The following is a 16,776-nucleotide window of genomic DNA, read 5'->3' as shown; positions in this document are numbered from 1 at the left end:
TGGTCTGGAGTATGAGCACCGATTACTACGCCGTCCTAGGTGTCAGCCGTGACGCGTCACCGGACGAGATCAAGAAGGCGTACCGCAAGCTGGCGCGCCAGTACCACCCGGACGTGAACGACTCCGAGGACGCGCACCAGAAGTTCCAGGAGATCGGGCGCGCGTTCCAGGTGCTCAGTGACCCGCAGAAGCGGCAGATGCACGACCTCGGCGGCGACCCGTTCGCGGCCGCGGGCGGCGGGCCGGGCGGCGCCGGCTTCGGCCAGGCGTTCACGTTCACCGACATCATGGACGCGTTCTTCGGCCAGACCGGCGGGGCGACCCGCGGGCCGCGGCCGCGGACCCGGCGCGGTCAGGACGCGCTGATCCCGCTGCGGATCGACCTGGCCGAGGCCGCGTTCGGGACGACCCGGGAGCTCAAGGTCGACACCGCCGTGCTGTGCCCGACCTGTAGCGGGTCCGGAGCGGCGGCCGGGTCCGAGCCGGTCACCTGCGAGATCTGCCACGGTCGCGGCGAGGTGACGCACACGCAGCGGTCGTTCCTCGGCGAGGTGCGGACCATGCGCCCGTGCCCGAACTGCCGCGGCTACGGCACCACGATCCCGAACCCGTGCGTCGAGTGTTCCGGCGACGGCCGCGTGCGGTCCCGGCGGACCGTCACGGTGAAGATCCCGGGCGGCGTCGACACCGGGACGCGTGTGCAGCTGTCCGGTCAGGGCGAGGTCGGCCCGGGCGGCGGCCCGGCCGGTGACCTGTACGTCGAGATCGAGGTCGAGCCGCACGACATCTTCACCCGCAACGGTGACGACCTGCACTGCACCGTGACGCTGCCGATGACCGCGGCCGCGCTCGGTACGACGATCGACCTGCCGACGCTCGAGGGCGAGACGACGCCGCTGGAGATCCGGCCCGGCACGCAGTCCGGTACCGCGATGACGCTGTCCGCCCGCGGCGTACCGCGGCTGCGGCACGCCGGTCGCGGCGACCTGATCGTCCAGGTCATCGTCGAGACCCCGACCAAGCTCGACGACGCCCAGGCCGACCTGCTGAAGCAGCTGGCCGGCCTCCGCGACGAGGAGCGCCCGCAAGGCCAGGTCCAGGCCACCCACAAGGGCGTCTTCGGCCGCCTCCGCGACGCCTTCGGCGCCCACTAGATGGGTGTCGCGGTCTTCCAGCTGGAAGACCTGTCCGGTGCCGAGCTGACCCTCGACGGGGCCGAGGGTCGGCACGCGGCCGTCGTACGGCGGATCGGGCCGGGGGAGCGCGTCCGCCTGACGGACGGGCGCGGCGCCTGGGCCGAGGGGCCGGTCGTCACGGCGAGCAAGACCGGTGTGACGGTGGCCGTCGACGAGCGCGGGAGCATGCCCGCCGCGGCGCCGCGGGTGGTCGTGGTGCAGGCGGTGCCGAAGGGCGAGCGGGCCGAGCTGGCGGTGGAGATGCTGACCGAGGTCGGCGTCGACGTGATCGTGCCGTGGAACGCGGAGCGCAGTCAGTTCCGGGCCAACCCCGAGCGGGTCGGGAAGCTGCTCGGGAAGTGGCGGGCCTGGGCGTTCGAGGCGAGCAAGCAGTCGCGGCGGGCCTGGTTCGCCGAGGTGGCGCCACTCGCGACCACGGACGAGGTCGCCGCCCTGCTGGCCGGCGCCGCGCTTCCCGTCGTACTGCACGAAGAAGCCACTGTCCCGCTGGCCTCGCTCGAGCCGCCCGCGACCGGTGACGTCGTCATCGTGATCGGCCCCGAGGGCGGCATCGCCCCAGCGGAGCTGAAGGCCTTCGAGGTCGAGCCGGTCCGCCTCGGCGACACCGTTCTGCGGACTTCGACGGCCGGCGTCGCGGCCGCCGCCGCGCTGCTGGCGCGCTCACGTTGGCTGTGACGATCCGCGGCGTACGCTGTTAGACAGCAACCGAACACAAGGATCGGACCATGCCCGTCGAGTCAGCCCGCGCCCGCACACTCACCCATGCCGACCCGGCCGAGGTGCCGCTGCAGGTGGCGCTGGACGCGCTCGCGGACCCGGTGCGGCGGTCGATCCTGCGAGACCTGGCTGTGCACGACGAGTGGACGCGCGCGTGCGGCACGTTCGACCTGCCGGTGAAGAAGGCGACCGCCAGCCACCACTTCGCCGTCCTGCGGTCCGCCGGGCTGATCGAGCAGCGCGACGAAGGCGCCCGCCGCCTCAACCGCCTGCGCCGCGCCGAGTTCGACTCGGCCTTCCCCGGCCTGCTCGCCGCCACCATCGACCGCGCGGACTGAACAACTCTTACAAACCCCGAACACAGCGCCGACCGTCCTCGAATTCCCGTCGGGAAGTCTCGTTCCATCGCAACGAACGAGCACGAGGAGCACATACCATGCACAGGTCTGTACGCGGCGCACTCGCGGCCGGTACGTCGGCTGTCGTCCTGGTCGGTGGTCTCGTGGGAGGTACGACGGTCGCGGCCGCCGACCCGACTCCCACGCCGACCCCCGCCCCGTCGTACAACCCGGTGACGCTCAGCCCGGAGGAGTCGCAGAAGTTGTGCGCCGAACTCCTGCCCAAGCTGATCGCCCGCCGGGACAAGCTGGCGACCCGGATCAACGGCAGCGCCGACGTGAAGGGTTCGGTGGCGTGGCTCAAGGCGCGGGCCGCCGCACAGAAGGCGAAGGGACACGACAAGGTCGCCGCCCGGCTGGAGCAGCGGGCGCAACGCCGGACCGAGCGGCTGACGCAACTCGGCACCGTCAAGACGAAGCTGGAGACGTTCAAGACCGAGCATTGCCAGGTGGCCAAGTGACACGCAAGCCGCTGGTTGTGCTGATCGGTACGGCGGGCATCGTCCTCGGCCTGTCCGCGTGCGGCTCCGCCGACCGGCCGGGAGAGCAGGGCTCGGGCCAGGCTCCGGCGACCCAACAGGTGGGGTCGCCGGAGCAGGAGCTGGATCGGATCGGGTCTACCCTTGACGCGATCGATCGCGAGCTGGCCGGGGACGACGCGCCCTGACCGCGAATCCCCAGGAGCCGAAGATGACCGCTGCCGGTCGCGGGCTGGTCCTGGTGGTCGAGGACGAGGCGGCGATCGCCGAGGTGATCGCGCTGTACCTGCGCCGCGACGGCTTCGGCGTCCGGATCGAGTCGGACGGCGAAGCCGCGCTCGCCGCGTGGCGGCGGATGCGTCCGGTCGCGGTGATCCTCGACATCGGACTGCCCGGGAAGGACGGCGCGGAGATCTGCCGGACGATGCGGGCGGCGGGGGACTGGACGCCGGTGCTGTTCGTCACGGCGCGGGACGACGAGGTGGACCGGCTGCTCGGGCTGGAGCTCGGAGCGGACGACTACATCACCAAGCCGTTCAGCCCACGGGAACTGGCCGCGCGGGTCCGGACCGTTCTGCGGCGTGCGTCCGGCACGGTGACCGCCGCCGAGGTGCTGGCGGTGGGCGCGGTACGCGTGGACGTGACCAGGCGACGGGCCTGGGCCGGGGACGCCGAAGTGAGTCTGACGTCCACCGAGTTCGACCTGCTCGCGCAGTTGTTCCGGCGGCCGGGCAGGGTGTTCGAGCGGGACGAGCTCCTGAGTTCGGTGTGGGGATACCAGTCCGCCGCCGGCACGCGGACCGTGGACGTCCACATCGCCCAGCTCCGCGCCAAGCTCGGGTCCGCCAGCCCGATCCGCACCGTCCGGGGCGTCGGCTACGCCGCCGACCTCGACTGATGGCGCAGTTGCTCGCCGCCGACGAGCGGGTGGCGGTCCCGCAGGCGGTCGGCCGCGGCTCGTTGACCAACCGGATCGTGCTGACCTGCGTAGCGGTAGCGGGGATCGCCGTCCTGGTAGCCGGCCTGGTGATGGCCGGGCTGGCGCGGCAGTCGGCGCAGAATGTCCTGCAGCAGTCGCTGGCAGCCCAGGCCGACGTGATCGCAGGTCAGGTGGACCAGCGCGGCCTCGGTCCGCGCGCGGCCGGGCTCGGACGGGTAGCTCAGGTCGTCCGCGGGCAGGGCATCGTCGTCGTGCTGCTGTTGCCTCGGCGCGGGCTGCAGTCCACCGATCCACAGTCCACGCAGGCAGCCGGTGCCGCCGGGCTCGATGCGATCGGCCAGGCGCAGCAGATCTCCACCGAGGTCCGCGTCGGTCACACGGACTACCTGGTGGAGGCCCGTGGTCTCGGTGACAACTCCGGCTTTGCTCTGGTCGAGCCGGTCCGGCTCTCGGGCGACACGCGGCGCATCCTGTTGCGCAACATCCTCGTCGCGCTCGGCGCCGGTCTTGTGGTCGCCGCGATGGCGGGCGCCGTCCTCGGGCGGCTGCTGGGGCGCCCATTACGTCGTACGGCGAATGTCGCGGCCGCGATGCGTCAGGGGCGACGCGACCTGCACGCACCGGTGGAGGGACCGACCGAGGTGGCCGAGGTCGCGCACGCGGTCAACGAGTTGTCGGTCGCGTTGCGGCACAGCGAGGCGCGGCAGCGTGAGTTCCTGCTGTCGGTCTCCCATGAGCTCCGGACGCCGCTCACCGCCGTCCACGGATTCGCGGAGTCGCTCGCGGACGGCGTCGCACCTGACCCGCGGCATGCCGGCGAGGTGATTCAGCGCGAGTCGCTGCGACTCGAACGGCTGGTCAGCGATCTCCTCGATCTCGCGCGGATCGGGGCCGACCAGTTCCAGCTGGATCTCGCCCGGGTCGATCTGCGGGAGACGCTGACCGCCTGCGCCGAGGTGTGGCGTGTCCGCTGTGCCGGCCAGGGCGTGCAGTTCCGCCTGGAACTTCCGCCGGAGCCTGCGGTCGCGACCACCGATCCACGGCGCATCCGCCAGGTGCTCGACGGTCTCGCGGAGAACGCCCTCCGGGTCACGCCGGCCGGTGCGCAGCTGACGATGTCGTTGGGCCGGCAGCCGGGCGGCGCCGTCGCGCTCCAGGTTCGCGACGGCGGTCCGGGGCTGGCATCCGAGGACTACGCGGTCGCGTTCCGGCCCGGCGTACTCAACCGGAAGTACCGCGGCAGTCGCCCGGTCGGGTCTGGGATCGGTCTCGCGCTCGCGCACGGCCTCGTCACCCGCCTCGGCGGAACGTTGACCGCCGGACGGGCGCCGGAAGGCGGCGCCGCCTTCACAATCGTGCTGCCGGCTACTTGACCAGGATCGACTTGGTGTCGGTGTCGGTGACGCGGCCGTCCTCCGGCGACACGAGGTACACGCTGACCTGCCACGGGCCAGGGCTGAGCGTGAGCTGGAAGGAGTACGGCGAGAACTTCTGGCCTTCCTTGGTGTTGGCGAAGCTCTTCTTCGTCTCCCGGGTCTTCAGGTTCGTCACCTGGTAGTTGACCGTCGCCTCGTAGGCGGCTGCCACGCCTTGGACCGTCAGCTTGGGCTCCACGGCCTGGTCCTCGGTCGGAGATTCGATCCAGACGAGCGCCTGGACCTCCGCGGCCTGGGCGCGTCCCAGCGGTGCACTGGTGTCGACCTGGCCGAACAGCTTCTGCACCGAGCGGCCGGCCTGGGTGACCTGGACCGGCGTCTGGTTGTCCTGCAGCGCGCCTTGGACCGTGTAGACGAGCTGCTGAGTGGCGAGCCTGGCGAGCTTGCTGTCCAGCGTCGCCTTCGGGAGCTCCTTGAAGTCGACCGTGACGACGCCGCCCGAGCGGGTGACGGTGTTCAGCGCCGCGCCGCGCCAGACCGAGTAGTAGTCCGGGTCGCTCGGCTGCTTGGAGGTCATGATGCGGACCGCCTGCTCGGCCGGGCGGCCGCTGACCTTGGCCCAGGTGCGGTACAGCCGGACGGCCGACTTCTCCCGCGCGCCGACCTGCTGACCGAGCCAGTAGACCGGCACCACAGCGCTCTTGACCTCCGGTTCCGCGACGCTGCGGTCGGTCGGGCCGGCGGTCTTCGGGGAGGGGGACGTGCTCGGTGGCTCGGTCGGTGCCGCGGACGGTTCGGGCGAGGCGGGCAGGACCGATGGCGCCTGGCTCTGCGGTGCGCCGGTCGCGGTGACCGTCGTACCGGGGCCTGCGACCTCGTCGCCGTCGTTGGCGGTGTCGTCGGCGCCGTTCAGCACGGTGAAGGCGCCGATCGCGGCCGCGGTGCCGACCGCGGCCAGGCCGGCGGTCATCAGCCAGGGGCGCCGCGCGGCCGGGCGCTGGGCGTGCGCGCGGGCGCGGATCTCCGGCAGCGCGTCGGACGGCTCGATCCGGTCCGCCTCCTCGTGCAGGGCGCGCCGCATCAGCTCGTCGAACGGGTCATTCTGTTTGTCGTTCATACGGTCTGCTCCAGGAGCTGGCGCAGCGACTTGCTCGCGCGCGCGGCGTGGCTCTTCACGGATCCCCGGCTGATGCCCATCGTGTCCGCGATCTCGGCCTCCGACAGGTCACCGTAGTACCGCAGGACCATCACGGTGCGCTGCTTCTCCGGGAGGGTCCGCATCGCCTCGATCACCCGGTCCGTCTCCGCGGTCCGCAGGACGGCCTGTTCGGCGCTGGGCTCGTCGGGCAGCGACTTCGGGGTGTGTTTGTCCACCACCACCAGGTGGCGCTGGCGGGAGCGGCAGCGGTTCACCACCGCGGTCCGCAGGTACGCGAGCGCCTTGTGCGGGTCGCGCAGCCGGTTCCAGCGGCCGTGCATCGCGACGAACGCGTCCTGCACGATCTCCTCCGCCGTCCCGCTGTCGCGCAGCAGCAGGGTCCCGAGGCGGACCAGCGAGGTGTAGTGCGCGGTGTAGACAGCCGTCAGCGCCTCGTCGGCATCCCACGAGGACTCATGTGTCACGCACTCTTCGTACACCACGGCCGGTTGTGCCACGAAAAGACGACGCAAAGACCCTGTCCCAGGTTGACAACAGCCGTGGCCCGGAAACGTGGAATTCTGAGGGGATGAAGCAGCGCGGGGACGGTACGTGGTCGGGTCACCACGACATCACGTACGCCGCCGTGGCCCGGCTGTACCAGCACCTGTCCGCCCCGGACGGGACCATCCACGGGCTCCGGCGGGACGAGTACGCCGCCGCGCTGGACAAGGCCCAGGCACACCAGGACCGGCCGCTGGGCGCGGGCCTGATCGAGAACTTCAATGGGATGGGACTGTCCTATCCGTACGCAGGCCCCGGGCCGACCACGCACTCGGCGTACGCGAACCCGAACGCGCAACGCGAACACTTCATGGCGGACCCGTACCGCAAGGGCTGGGACAACCTCGCCACGAACGTCGAGTACGTCCACGAGCAACTCGCCGCCGCGCACGGTGCGTCGGACGGCGAGTTCACGCATCTCGGCGCGGCCGCGCACGCCCTGCAGGACAGCTACTCCGGCGCGCACGCCTGGCGAGAGGACGCGGTGTACGACGGTGATCCGGCCGCGCCGGTGCAGTCGCTGCACGTGTTCACACCGATGCATGCAGTAGGAATCCCGGACGGGAAGAACACGCACGCCGACGAGTTCGACAAGCCGCCGGCCGCCTCCGGATCCACCCGTGCCGCGATCGAGGCGACGTACCGGATGCTGCGCAGCTACGAGCTGCACCGGAACCAGGAGCCCGGCGCGGCCGACCGGGCCCGGCGCACCGAGCTCGCCCCGATGCTGCGCCCGTCGCCGTCCGGCGTGACCGTCAACCTGCACCCGACCCGCGAATGGGCGGCAGAGCGCGACCGCCGGATCGGGCTCGAGCGCGCCTGCGCCGAGCCGGGCTCCGCGCCGGGGCGCGGCGAGCTGGACCGGCTGAGCGCGGTCCTCGCGGCGAACGCCGACGCGGCCCGGATCACGCCCGCCACCGGGGCGCCGGCGACGAGGCCAGGCGTGTCCGGAGGAATTTCGAGTGAGGGTGTCGGACGGGGCGGCTAGCATGGACAGGGTCAATGCCACTGATCTCAGGAGGAAGAGCCTGTCCAGGCCACGCAGTATCGAACCGGAGGCGCGCGCGAACGGCCCGGTGGCCGGCGCCGCCGCCAGCACGCAGGCGTCGCACAAGATCGTCGTGCCGAACAGCATCGACATGGTGGCCCTGCTCGGAGCCCGGGACGAGTTCCTCCGCATCGTCGAGAAGGAGTTCGCCGCCGACATCATGGTCCGCGGCAACGAGATCACGCTCGTCGGTGAGCCGGCCGAGCTCGCCCTCACCGAGCGCCTCCTCGACGAGCTGGTCGCGGTGGTCCGCACCGGCCACGGGCTGACCGCGGACTCGGTCGAGCGCAGCATCGCGATGATCAAGCAGGCCACCGCGGAGTCCCCGCGCGAGGTCCTGACCCAGAACATCCTGTCCAGCCGCGGCCGCACCATCCGGCCGAAGACGCTGAACCAGAAGCGCTACGTCGACGCCATCGACAAGAACACGATCGTCTTCGGCATCGGCCCGGCCGGTACCGGCAAGACCTACCTGGCGGTCGCCAAGGCGGTCCAGGCGCTGCAGGCCAAGGAGGTCAACCGGATCATCCTGACCCGGCCGGCCGTCGAGGCCGGTGAGCGGCTCGGGTTCCTGCCCGGCACCCTGTCGGAGAAGATCGACCCGTACCTGCGGCCGCTGTACGACGCGCTGCACGACATGCTCGACCCGGAGTCCATCCCGCGGCTGATGACCGCCGGCACGATCGAGATCGCGCCGCTGGCCTACATGCGCGGCCGGACGCTGAACGACGCCTACATCATCCTGGACGAGGCGCAGAACACCTCGCCGGAGCAGATGAAGATGTTCCTCACCCGGCTCGGGTTCGGCTCGAAGATGGTCGTCACCGGCGACGTCACCCAGGTCGACCTGCCGAACGGCACGAATTCCGGCCTCCGGGTGGTGCAGGAAATTCTCGACGGCGTGCAGGATCTGGCATTCTGCCGGTTGACATCGCATGACGTGGTCCGGCACAAGCTGGTCGGCCGGATCGTGTCGGCGTACGAAAACTACGAAGGCAGTGCTGATTCCCACCGATGAACGTCGAGGTCAACAACGAGTCCGGCGTGGAGATCGACGCGCACGGACTGATGCGGCTCAGCCGGTTCGTGATGTCGTCGCTGCGGCTGCACCCGGAGTGTGAGCTGTCGATCAAGCTGGTCGACGAGGACACCATGGCGCGGTATCACGTCGAGTTCCTGGACCTGCCGGGTCCGACCGACGTGATGTCGTGGCCGATGGACGAGCTGCGGCCGGGGTCCGACGGCGAGTCGGACGACGACCTGCCGCTCGGCCACCTCGGCGACATCGCGCTCTGCCCGACGGTCGCCGCCGCGCAGGGCGCGAAGGCCGGCCACGGCACCTGGGCCGAGCTCGAGCTGCTGACGGTGCACGGCATCCTGCACCTGCTCGGCTACGACCACGCCGAACCCGCCGAGAAAGCGGAGATGTGGGACGTCCAGGGCCGCCTGCTGGAAGCATGGCGCGCACCCGGCAATCGTTTAGAGGCGTGATACTGCGATGACTTCCCACGACCTGGTCCTGCTGGTTGTGGCTGCGGTGCTGGTGCTGCTCGCCGGACTGTTCGCCGGCGCGGAGGCGGCGCTGTCGTCGTACTCGAAGGTGCGGGCGAACGAGCAGGTCGAGCAGGGCAACCTGCGCGCGGTCAAGCTGCGCGACCTGCTGTCCGACGCGCCGCGGTACCTGAACTCGCTGTTGCTGCTCCGGCTGAGCTGCGAGATCACCGCGATCGTGCTCGTCACCCAGGCGCTGTCCGGGGTCCTCGAGGTGACCTGGGAACACATCCTGATCACCGCCGTGGTGATGGTGCTGATCTCCTACGTGATCATCGGGGTCGCCCCGCGGACGCTCGGCCGGCAGCACTCGGACCGGTTCGCGATCCTGTCGGCCGGCCCGGTGATGGCGGTGACCCGGATCCTCGGTCCGCTGCCGAAGGTGCTGATCATGCTCGGCAACGCGCTGACCCCGGGCAAGGGGTTCGCCGAAGGCCCGTTCGCGACCGAGGCCGAGCTGCGGGCGCTGGTCGACTACGCGGAGAAGTCCGCGGTGATCGAGTCCGGCGAGCGGCAGATGATCCACTCGGTGTTCGAGCTCGGCGACACCATCGTCCGCGAGGTGATGGTGCCGCGGACCGACATGGTCTACATCGAGCGGCACAAGAAGCTCCGCCAGCTCACGTCGCTGGCGCTGCGCTCGGGGTTCTCGCGGATCCCGGTGATCGGCGAGTCGCTCGACGACATCGTCGGCGTCGTCTACCTCAAGGACGTGATGCGCCGGGTGTACGACAACGCCCAGGCCGAGTCGACCGAGCGGGTCGAGTCGGTGATGCGGCCGTGCATGTACGTCCCGGACTCCAAGCCCGTCGACGAGCTGCTCCGCGAGATGCAGGCGGCCCGGATGCACCTGGCGATCGTCGTCGACGAGTACGGCGGAACGGCGGGGCTGGTCGCGATCGAGGACATCCTGGAGGAGATCGTCGGCGAGATCACCGACGAGTACGACGAGGACCCGGACTCGGTGCAGCACCTGTCCGACGGCGCCTACCGGGTGTCGAGCCGGCTGCCGATCGACGAGCTGGGCGAGCTGTTCGGCGTCCCGCTGGACGACGACGACGTCGACACCGTCGGCGGCCTGATGGCCAAGCTGCTCGGCAAGGTGCCGATCCCGGGCGCCGAGGTGACGATCGAGGGCCTGTCGCTGACCGCGGAGCGGCCGTCGGGCCGCCGCAACCAGGTAGGTACCGTTCTGGTACGGCGCGCGGAACCCGCGCCGGAGTCCCAGGACCAGAACCACCAGCACGCCTGATCGCCTAGGAGCAATCACCTTGTCGGACCTCTCGGCGGAAGACGCCAAACTCGTCACGCTCGCCCGCGCCGCGCGCGCCCGGACCCGGGCCGCGGAAGGAGCCGCTGTCCGGGACTCCGACGGACGGACGTACGCCGCCTGCACGGTCGCGCTCGACACCGTCGAGCTGACCGCGCTGCAGCTGGCGGTGGCGATGGCGCTCGCGTCGGGTGTGAAGGGACTGGAGGCGGCCGCGGTGGTCACCGAGTCCGAGTCCGCCGACGTCAACGTCGTACGGCATTTCGCCGGCGCCAACATTCCCGTAGTCCTTGCCCTCGGCACTGGAGAGGTCCGCGATGTCGTCCACACCTGAGAATTTCAAGGCGGGCTTCGCCTGTTTCGTCGGCCGGCCGAACGCGGGCAAGTCCACCCTCACCAACGCGCTGGTGGGGAAGAAGATCGTGATCACCTCGTCGAAGCCGCAGACCACGCGGCACGCCGTCCGCGGGATCGTGCACCGGCCTGACGCGCAGCTGATCCTGGTCGACACGCCCGGGCTGCACAAGCCGCGCACGCTGCTCGGGGAGCGGCTGAACGACCTGGTCAAGACCACCTGGGCCGAGGTCGACGTGATCGCGGTCTGCCTGCCGGCCAGCGACAAGATCGGCCCCGGCGACCGCTTCCTGGTCGGCGAGGCGGCGAAGGTCGCGAAGACGCCGAAGGTCGCGCTCGCCACCAAGGCGGACCTGGTCGAGCCCGACCGGATGGTCGCGCACCTGGCCGACATCCAGGCGCTCGGCGAGTCGGTCGGCATCGAGTGGGCGTCGATCGTCCCGGTGTCCGCGACCTCGGGGTACCAGGTCGACCTGGTCGCCGAGGAGCTCGTGAAGCTGCTGCCGGACGGCTTCCCGCTGTACCCGGACGGCGACATCACCGACGAGCCCGAGGAGACGCTGGTCGCGGAGCTGATCCGCGAGGCGGCGCTGGAAGGCGTCCGCGACGAGCTGCCGCACTCGATCGCCGTGACGATCGACGAGATGAACCTGCGCGAGGACCGCCCCGAGGACAAGCCGCTGCTGGACGTCTACGCGAACATCTTCCTCGAGCGGGAGAGCCAGAAGGGCATCGTGATCGGCCACAAGGGCGCCCGGCTGCGCGAGGTGGGTGCGGCGGCCCGGCGGCAGATCGAGGCTTTGCTCGGGACGCCCGTGTACCTCGATCTGCACGTCAAGATCGCGAAGAACTGGCAGACCGACGCGAAGCACCTGCGCAAGCTGGGTTTCTGATGACCCTGCGCAACCCCGTGCATGCCGCGCTGACCGGCCCGCACGCTTCCTTCGCGGAGATCCGCGGCCACGCCCGTCGCTACCCGACGGCCGTGGCGCCGTTCCTCGCGCTGCCCGACGAACCGACCGAGCAGGACTGGGTCGACGCGGCAGTCCTCGTCGGCCCCGGCAAGACCGCGGCGCTGATGCGTCCGGCACTTCCGGTGCCGGACAGCTTCAAGATCGAGGCCGAGATCGACCTGGTCCAGTTCGTCGCGCCGGCGTCGCTCCCGGCCGCAGATCCCGAGGCGGTCGTCCTCGGGCCGGACGACGTCCCCGAGATGCTCGCGCTCGTGGCCTTGACCGACCCGGGCCCGTTTCGGAGCCGGACCATCGAGCTCGGCACGTATGTCGGCATCCGCCGCGACGGCGACCTGATCGCGATGGCCGGCACCCGCTTCGCGCTGCCCGATCACACCGAGATCAGCGCGGTCTGCACGCATCCGTCGTACCAGGGGCAGGGTCTGGCCAGCCGCCTGATCCGCACGGTCGCCGCACACATCACCGCAGCCGGCCGAACCCCGTTCCTGCACACCGGCGGCGCCAACACCACCGCCATCCGCCTCTACAACGCGCTGGGCTTCACGCTCTCGAACCGCATGAAGGTCACGGTCGTCGAGGCGGTCTAGCCTGGAATCGTTGCAACAAGGTGCAACAAGGTGCAATCGCGGCGTGTTCTGTCCCCCGCGCGCGTTAGGCTCGCGCACGATCTCGAGGCTCATCGAGGTTGTTCATGTCCTGAGGGGGACTCCCAGTATGAAACTGCAGCGCTTCGCGCTCGCCCTGGCCGGGGTCGGCATGCTCGCCGCCACGGCCGCCGCCGGCCCTGCCACCGCCGCCGTCCGGTCCACCCCGACGCCCGCGATGGCCGACCCGGCCCACGGCAACCTGAAGACCACGCCGAACGCCAAGCTCGCCTCCGCGGGATGCGTGCAGGACGTGGGTTTCAACACCCCGAGGCCGGGGATCAGCGACGTCGACATCACACCGGCCAAGCCACCGCGCGGTGTGTTCTACGCGGACTTCCCGTTCGTCGGCACCCGTCTCAACACGACGTGGTACGGCGTGAAGACCGACGCGCACTTCTACTACCACAGCCTGTTCGTGCAAGGTGGGACGCTGTACCGCGGTGTCACCTACTTCGACACCGACTACGCGCGGCCGACGTACGCGCGGATCGGCTCCGGCTGGACCAGCTTCACCCAGCTCGTCACGTCGAACTACGCGATCACCGCGCCGAACCGCTCGTACCTGTACGGGCTGAGCACCAACGGCAGCCTGTACCGCTACGCGGCGTCGGGTGCCACCTTCCGGGCCCTCGGTCACTTCCCAGGCTTCAAGGGCTTCAAGGCGATGACCGTGATCTCCGAGACCCCGACGTACGACACGCTGCTGATGACTACCAAGGCCGGTGCGCTGTGGACGGTCCGGATCCCGGCCGCGGCCTCGACCAAGCCGATCCTGAAGCTCGTCCGGAGCGCCGGCTTCGCTGCCTACGAGTCGCTGGCCGCCAGGGAGTGCGGTGACAAGGGCGGCACGCTGGTGACCGGTTTCGACAACGAGACCGATTCGGTCTACCAGTACGCGATGAGCAAGTTCAACGGCTCGAAGACCGCGGTCACGTCCTACGGCCGGGTCCCTGGCGGCACCGTCCCGGGCACCGGCATCTTCTCGGTCACCGGCCACTGGAACCAGTTGGTGGGGGAGTGATCCTGCCGTAGTGCAGAGCCGGGGGCGCCGCTCGATGCGGCGCCCCCGGTCTGTTTCAGAGCTTCTTCTGGTACGCCAGGAAGCGCGCCACGATCCGGTAGCCGAGCTGCTCGTTGATGCCGATCATGTGGTTGTTGGACTCGGCGTTCCAGGTGTCGACCTGGGTGAGTGCCGGCTCGGCGTCGCGGACGTGCAGCAGCATCGCGGTCTTGAGCAGGGCGCCGAGGCGGTGGCCCCGGTGCTCGCGAGCGACCGCGGTGTCGTGCTGTTCGCCGATGTGCGGGCGCTCGCGCTCGACTGCGATCACCGTGTGACCGGCGAGCTCGCCGGTGGCCTTCTCCCGGGCGATGACCCGGTAGAGGGTGTGGTCGCTCTTCGCCTGCGCCTCTTCGTACGCCCGCAGCCGCTCGCGGCTGTAGACGTCGTCCTCGATGTCCAGGTCGTCCTTCGGCGCGTCGTTGATGGACGCGGTCACCGCGATCATTCCGTCGAGCATGTCCTCGGGCAGCGCGCCGGTGAGCGTGACCAGCTCGTACGCCGTCGACGCCGCGACCGCCTCGTCGTACAGCGACCGGACGATCGACCAGTCGAGCCCGGCCAGGTCCTGCCGGCGGTTGACCTCGACCGCCTTCTGCTCGTACCCGTGCTTGTGCGCCAGCGCGATCGCGTCCGGCAGGTCGAACCCGCCGAAGCCCATCATCGTGCGGCCTTCGTCGCGGGCGAGCTGCTCGACGTACTCGATCAGCTCCGCCTCGACCGTGCCGTCGGTGCCGTCGGTGCCGTCGCGATGGTCCGGATGGACCGTGAGCTCGAACCACACCTGGTTGGTGTTGTCGTACGTCGGCAGCGAGACCGTAGCCACGGCGACCGCCCTACCGTCGGCGTTGCGGGCCAGGAACCCCCGCTGCGGCTCGAGGTCCCAGCCGTACCGCAGCAGGTTCGCGAACCCGCGCGGCGTCGGGCGCACCAGCTCCGGGCAGTCCTGTGCGAAGGCTGCGCTCTGGACGGCTACTGCGTCGATGCACCCGGCCTCGTCGTCGGGTGACAGTTCGGTGATCTCCACGCCCACAGGGTCCACCGAGTGGACTGCTTACCGCGAGTGGTTTATTCGCGGTCGAGAAGTTCCTCGCTGAGCTTCCACAACCGTCGCGCGTTGTCCCGGTCGATCGCGTAGGGCAGGACGCCGAACGCACCCGGGGTCACGGCCAGCACGTCGGCGTCCGGTACGTCGGACGTGTGCAGCGTCGCGATGTCGACGTCCTCGCAGTACACCCCGCCGTACCCGTCGAGCTGCGGACTGACCGCGCACCAGACCTGCGTCGCCGCGCCCTGCTCCGCCGTCTTCAGCCCGCGCGCGGGATCGATGATCGGCTCGTAGTTCTCGTCCAGGAACCCGCCCTGGCGCAACAGCTCACGGTCCGAGTGCCGGGCCAGGTGCGTGATGATGCTGCCGGGGTGGACCGCGAAGGCGCGGATCCCGTTGCCCCGTTCGCGTTCGTCCAGTTCGACGGCGAACAGCACGTTCGCGGTCTTCGACTGCCCGTACGCCGGGTACGGCGCGTACTCGCGGCGCTCGAAGTTCGGGTCGTCGAAGTGCACGTCGCTGTACCGGTGGCCGCGCGACGAGACCGACACGACGCGCGCCCCACCGGCCTTGCGCAGTGCCGGAAGCAGCCGGGTCGTGAGCTGGAAGTGCCCGAGATGGTTGGTCGCGAACTGCGACTCGTAGCCGCGGGCGTCCCGGGTCAACGGGTTCGCCATGATCCCCGCGCTGTTCACCAGGATGTGCAACGGCCGCCCGTCGCGCTGGAAGTCGTCCGCGAACGCGTCGATGCTCGCCCGATCGAGCAGATCCATCCGCTCGACGGCGACCCCGTCGACATCGGCCAGCTCGGCCGCGGCTCGCTCGACGTCACGCGCCGGCACCACGACCTCGGCCCCGGCCGACCGGAACGCGCGGACGGTCGCCTTGCCCAGCCCGGAGTACCCGCCCGTGACGATCGCGAGCTTCCCGTGCAGATCGATGCCTTCGAGGACGTCGTCCGTCGTCGACGCCGCGGTGAATCCAGAACCCAGTGGTGTTTGCATGGCTCCACGCTAGGCAGCTGTCGCCGGACGGAGAATGCTTGAGAGTCTCGATAACTTGCGCGATAGTACGGAGGTGGCCGATCCGCTGACCGACACCCTGGCGCTCACCGAAGCGCACTGCCACGTCTCGCGCGGCTTCGAGGCGTACGGCGAGTGGGCGCTGCGCTACCCCGCCTCGCACCGGCTCAAGTTCACCGCGACGGTCGAGGGCACGTGCTGGATCGACTTCGACGATCTCGACGTCGGCCGGATCGCCATGGAGCCGGGCGACGTCGTCCTGTTCGACGGTCGGCACGAGTTCGTGAAGGGCAACTCGGACTCGGCGCCGATCGGCGACGCGGTCGAGGCCTTCGGAGCCGCCGACGGAACGATCGCCCGCTTCGGCGACGGCGCCGGGAGCGGCCGTGGCCCGAAGGTCGTCGGCGTCGGCGGACACGTCTCGCTGAACCGCACCGGCGAGGAGTTGCTGATGCGCGCGCTGCCGCCGGTGATCCACCTGCGGGCCACCGACGAGCGGGCCGCGACGTTCCGCTGGCTGTTGAAGCGGTTGGCGCGGGAGGCGGCGACCTCCGAGCCCGGTGCGAGCCTGGCAGCGGACGATGTCGCGCACCTGCTGTTCCTGGAGGCTCTCCGCGCCTGTCTCACCGAGGCCGACGCACTGCCGGCCGGCTGGCTACGGGCGATCGCCGACGAGCGGATCGCGCCCGCGCTGCGCCTGATGCACGACCAGCCCGGCCGGGCGTGGCAACTCGAGGAGCTCGCCCGGGCGGCCGCGATGTCGCGGACGACGTTCGCCGAGCGGTTCCGTTCGGTGGCCGGCGTGCCGCCGCTGACGTACCTGCTCAACTGGCGGATGCGCCTGGCCGAGCGCGCCTTGCGCGACGAGGACACGCCGCTGGCGGCGCTCGCGCATTCCCTGGGGTACACGTCGGACAGCGCGTTCAGCAACGCCTTCAAACGCGTCAACGGCATCGCTCCGCGTCGCTACCGGGAGGCCGCCCGGCACTCTTGACCG

Annotated in this window: 20 protein-coding genes; 16 read left to right on the top strand and 4 right to left on the bottom strand. The window is 70.4% G+C overall.

What is annotated here, in order from left to right; all coding sequences use genetic code 11:
* Nucleotides 1-11: 11 nt before the first annotated feature.
* The 7 genes from dnaJ to ABZX12_RS02120 all read left to right on the top strand — a co-directional run bounded on the left by dnaJ (nucleotide 12) and on the right by ABZX12_RS02120 (nucleotide 5,103).
* The gene (dnaJ, locus tag ABZX12_RS02150) at nucleotides 12-1,154 is read left to right on the top strand and encodes a molecular chaperone DnaJ (protein WP_355485778.1); all 1,143 of its coding nucleotides are present in this window, start codon (nucleotides 12-14) and stop codon (nucleotides 1,152-1,154) included.
* On the top strand, nucleotides 1,155-1,871 hold the full coding sequence (locus tag ABZX12_RS02145; protein ID WP_355689004.1) for a 16S rRNA (uracil(1498)-N(3))-methyltransferase: 717 nt from the start codon (nucleotides 1,155-1,157) through the stop codon (nucleotides 1,869-1,871). It begins immediately after the preceding gene.
* A gap of 50 nt (nucleotides 1,872-1,921) precedes the next feature.
* On the top strand, nucleotides 1,922-2,251 hold the full coding sequence (locus ABZX12_RS02140) for a helix-turn-helix domain-containing protein (protein ID WP_355689003.1): 330 nt from the start codon (nucleotides 1,922-1,924) through the stop codon (nucleotides 2,249-2,251).
* A gap of 98 nt (nucleotides 2,252-2,349) precedes the next feature.
* Complete coding sequence (locus ABZX12_RS02135; protein ID WP_355689002.1) at nucleotides 2,350-2,772, top strand: hypothetical protein; 423 nt, start codon at nucleotides 2,350-2,352, stop codon at nucleotides 2,770-2,772.
* A complete protein-coding gene (locus ABZX12_RS02130) occupies nucleotides 2,769-2,978 on the top strand; it encodes a hypothetical protein (protein WP_355689000.1) in 210 nt (69 codons plus the stop codon). The genes ABZX12_RS02135 and ABZX12_RS02130 overlap by 4 nt, the downstream gene beginning before the upstream one ends.
* A gap of 23 nt (nucleotides 2,979-3,001) precedes the next feature.
* Nucleotides 3,002-3,688 carry a response regulator transcription factor gene (locus ABZX12_RS02125; RefSeq protein WP_355688999.1) on the top strand — a complete coding sequence of 229 codons (687 nt, stop codon included), beginning with the start codon at nucleotides 3,002-3,004 and terminating at the stop codon, nucleotides 3,686-3,688.
* Nucleotides 3,688-5,103: a HAMP domain-containing sensor histidine kinase gene (locus ABZX12_RS02120; RefSeq protein ID WP_355688997.1), complete on the top strand. Its 1,416-nt coding sequence runs from the start codon at nucleotides 3,688-3,690 to the stop codon at nucleotides 5,101-5,103. Before ABZX12_RS02125 ends, ABZX12_RS02120 begins: the two co-directional genes overlap by 1 nt.
* On the opposite strand, the gene ABZX12_RS02115 is transcribed toward ABZX12_RS02120, so the two are convergent.
* A complete protein-coding gene (locus tag ABZX12_RS02115; RefSeq protein ID WP_355688995.1) occupies nucleotides 5,096-6,223 on the bottom strand; it encodes a Gmad2 immunoglobulin-like domain-containing protein in 1,128 nt (375 codons plus the stop codon). The genes ABZX12_RS02120 and ABZX12_RS02115 overlap by 8 nt on opposite strands.
* Nucleotides 6,220-6,729 carry a SigE family RNA polymerase sigma factor gene (locus ABZX12_RS02110; protein ID WP_355688993.1) on the bottom strand — a complete coding sequence of 170 codons (510 nt, stop codon included), beginning with the start codon at nucleotides 6,727-6,729 and terminating at the stop codon, nucleotides 6,220-6,222. Before ABZX12_RS02110 ends, ABZX12_RS02115 begins: the two co-directional genes overlap by 4 nt.
* Before the next feature lie 104 nt (nucleotides 6,730-6,833).
* Here ABZX12_RS02110 and ABZX12_RS02105 point away from each other — a divergent pair, with 104 nt between their 5' ends.
* The 8 genes from ABZX12_RS02105 to ABZX12_RS02070 all read left to right on the top strand — a co-directional run bounded on the left by ABZX12_RS02105 (nucleotide 6,834) and on the right by ABZX12_RS02070 (nucleotide 13,673).
* Nucleotides 6,834-7,796 carry a hypothetical protein gene (locus tag ABZX12_RS02105; protein WP_355688992.1) on the top strand — a complete coding sequence of 321 codons (963 nt, stop codon included), beginning with the start codon at nucleotides 6,834-6,836 and terminating at the stop codon, nucleotides 7,794-7,796.
* Nucleotides 7,797-7,947: 151 nt separating this feature from the next.
* Nucleotides 7,948-8,874 carry a PhoH family protein gene (locus ABZX12_RS02100; protein ID WP_355689717.1) on the top strand — a complete coding sequence of 309 codons (927 nt, stop codon included), beginning with the start codon at nucleotides 7,948-7,950 and terminating at the stop codon, nucleotides 8,872-8,874.
* Nucleotides 8,871-9,347 carry an rRNA maturation RNase YbeY gene (gene ybeY, locus ABZX12_RS02095; protein WP_355485772.1) on the top strand — a complete coding sequence of 159 codons (477 nt, stop codon included), beginning with the start codon at nucleotides 8,871-8,873 and terminating at the stop codon, nucleotides 9,345-9,347. The genes ABZX12_RS02100 and ybeY overlap by 4 nt, the downstream gene beginning before the upstream one ends.
* Nucleotides 9,348-9,354: 7 nt before the next feature.
* On the top strand, nucleotides 9,355-10,659 hold the full coding sequence (locus ABZX12_RS02090) for a hemolysin family protein (protein WP_355688991.1): 1,305 nt from the start codon (nucleotides 9,355-9,357) through the stop codon (nucleotides 10,657-10,659).
* 19 nt (nucleotides 10,660-10,678) lie between these two features.
* Nucleotides 10,679-11,011, top strand: a complete 333-nt coding sequence (locus ABZX12_RS02085; RefSeq protein ID WP_355688989.1) for a cytidine deaminase — start codon at nucleotides 10,679-10,681, stop codon at nucleotides 11,009-11,011.
* Nucleotides 10,995-11,924, top strand: a complete 930-nt coding sequence (era, locus tag ABZX12_RS02080; RefSeq protein WP_355688987.1) for a GTPase Era — start codon at nucleotides 10,995-10,997, stop codon at nucleotides 11,922-11,924. The genes ABZX12_RS02085 and era overlap by 17 nt, the downstream gene beginning before the upstream one ends.
* Nucleotides 11,924-12,592, top strand: a complete 669-nt coding sequence (locus ABZX12_RS02075) for a GNAT family N-acetyltransferase (protein WP_355688986.1) — start codon at nucleotides 11,924-11,926, stop codon at nucleotides 12,590-12,592. Before era ends, ABZX12_RS02075 begins: the two co-directional genes overlap by 1 nt.
* A 127-nt stretch (nucleotides 12,593-12,719) precedes the next feature.
* Nucleotides 12,720-13,673, top strand: a complete 954-nt coding sequence (locus ABZX12_RS02070) for a hypothetical protein (protein WP_355688984.1) — start codon at nucleotides 12,720-12,722, stop codon at nucleotides 13,671-13,673.
* A 55-nt stretch (nucleotides 13,674-13,728) separates the two neighbouring features.
* Here ABZX12_RS02070 and ABZX12_RS02065 read toward each other — a convergent pair whose 3' ends face one another.
* Both ABZX12_RS02065 and ABZX12_RS02060 read right to left on the bottom strand, forming a co-directional pair.
* Complete coding sequence (locus ABZX12_RS02065; RefSeq protein ID WP_355688983.1) at nucleotides 13,729-14,736, bottom strand: GNAT family N-acetyltransferase; 1,008 nt, start codon at nucleotides 14,734-14,736, stop codon at nucleotides 13,729-13,731.
* A gap of 41 nt (nucleotides 14,737-14,777) precedes the next feature.
* Entirely contained in the window at nucleotides 14,778-15,761 is a 984-nt protein-coding gene (locus ABZX12_RS02060) for an oxidoreductase (RefSeq protein WP_355688981.1), read from the bottom strand.
* A 73-nt stretch (nucleotides 15,762-15,834) separates the two neighbouring features.
* Between ABZX12_RS02060 and ABZX12_RS02055 the strand changes: the two genes are divergently transcribed.
* Complete coding sequence (locus tag ABZX12_RS02055) at nucleotides 15,835-16,773, top strand: AraC family transcriptional regulator (protein WP_355688979.1); 939 nt, start codon at nucleotides 15,835-15,837, stop codon at nucleotides 16,771-16,773.
* Nucleotides 16,774-16,776: the final 3 nt, after the last annotated feature.

Source organism: Kribbella sp. NPDC003505 (assembly GCF_040610875.1).
GTDB lineage: Bacteria > Actinomycetota > Actinomycetes > Propionibacteriales > Kribbellaceae > Kribbella.
The sequence above is the reverse complement of the archived record's forward strand: the minus strand, read 5'-3'. Positions and strand labels throughout refer to the sequence as shown.

What these genes read in the sequence shown, in the direction of transcription:
- dnaJ (WP_355485778.1), top strand. Translation starts at nt 12, where the DNA reads ATGAGCACCGATTACTACGCCGTCCTAGGTGTCAGCCGTGACGCGTCA.
- ABZX12_RS02145 (WP_355689004.1), top strand. Translation starts at nt 1,155, where the DNA reads ATGGGTGTCGCGGTCTTCCAGCTGGAAGACCTGTCCGGTGCCGAGCTG.
- ABZX12_RS02140 (WP_355689003.1), top strand. Translation starts at nt 1,922, where the DNA reads ATGCCCGTCGAGTCAGCCCGCGCCCGCACACTCACCCATGCCGACCCG.
- ABZX12_RS02135 (WP_355689002.1), top strand. Translation starts at nt 2,350, where the DNA reads ATGCACAGGTCTGTACGCGGCGCACTCGCGGCCGGTACGTCGGCTGTC.
- ABZX12_RS02125 (WP_355688999.1), top strand. Translation starts at nt 3,002, where the DNA reads ATGACCGCTGCCGGTCGCGGGCTGGTCCTGGTGGTCGAGGACGAGGCG.
- ABZX12_RS02120 (WP_355688997.1), top strand. Translation starts at nt 3,688, where the DNA reads ATGGCGCAGTTGCTCGCCGCCGACGAGCGGGTGGCGGTCCCGCAGGCG.
- ABZX12_RS02115 (WP_355688995.1), bottom strand. Translation starts at nt 6,223, where the DNA reads ATGAACGACAAACAGAATGACCCGTTCGACGAGCTGATGCGGCGCGCC.
- ABZX12_RS02105 (WP_355688992.1), top strand. Translation starts at nt 6,834, where the DNA reads ATGAAGCAGCGCGGGGACGGTACGTGGTCGGGTCACCACGACATCACG.
- ABZX12_RS02100 (WP_355689717.1), top strand. Translation starts at nt 7,948, where the DNA reads ATGGTGGCCCTGCTCGGAGCCCGGGACGAGTTCCTCCGCATCGTCGAG.
- ybeY (WP_355485772.1), top strand. Translation starts at nt 8,871, where the DNA reads ATGAACGTCGAGGTCAACAACGAGTCCGGCGTGGAGATCGACGCGCAC.
- ABZX12_RS02090 (WP_355688991.1), top strand. Translation starts at nt 9,355, where the DNA reads ATGACTTCCCACGACCTGGTCCTGCTGGTTGTGGCTGCGGTGCTGGTG.
- era (WP_355688987.1), top strand. Translation starts at nt 10,995, where the DNA reads ATGTCGTCCACACCTGAGAATTTCAAGGCGGGCTTCGCCTGTTTCGTC.
- ABZX12_RS02075 (WP_355688986.1), top strand. Translation starts at nt 11,924, where the DNA reads ATGACCCTGCGCAACCCCGTGCATGCCGCGCTGACCGGCCCGCACGCT.
- ABZX12_RS02070 (WP_355688984.1), top strand. Translation starts at nt 12,720, where the DNA reads ATGAAACTGCAGCGCTTCGCGCTCGCCCTGGCCGGGGTCGGCATGCTC.
- ABZX12_RS02060 (WP_355688981.1), bottom strand. Translation starts at nt 15,761, where the DNA reads ATGCAAACACCACTGGGTTCTGGATTCACCGCGGCGTCGACGACGGAC.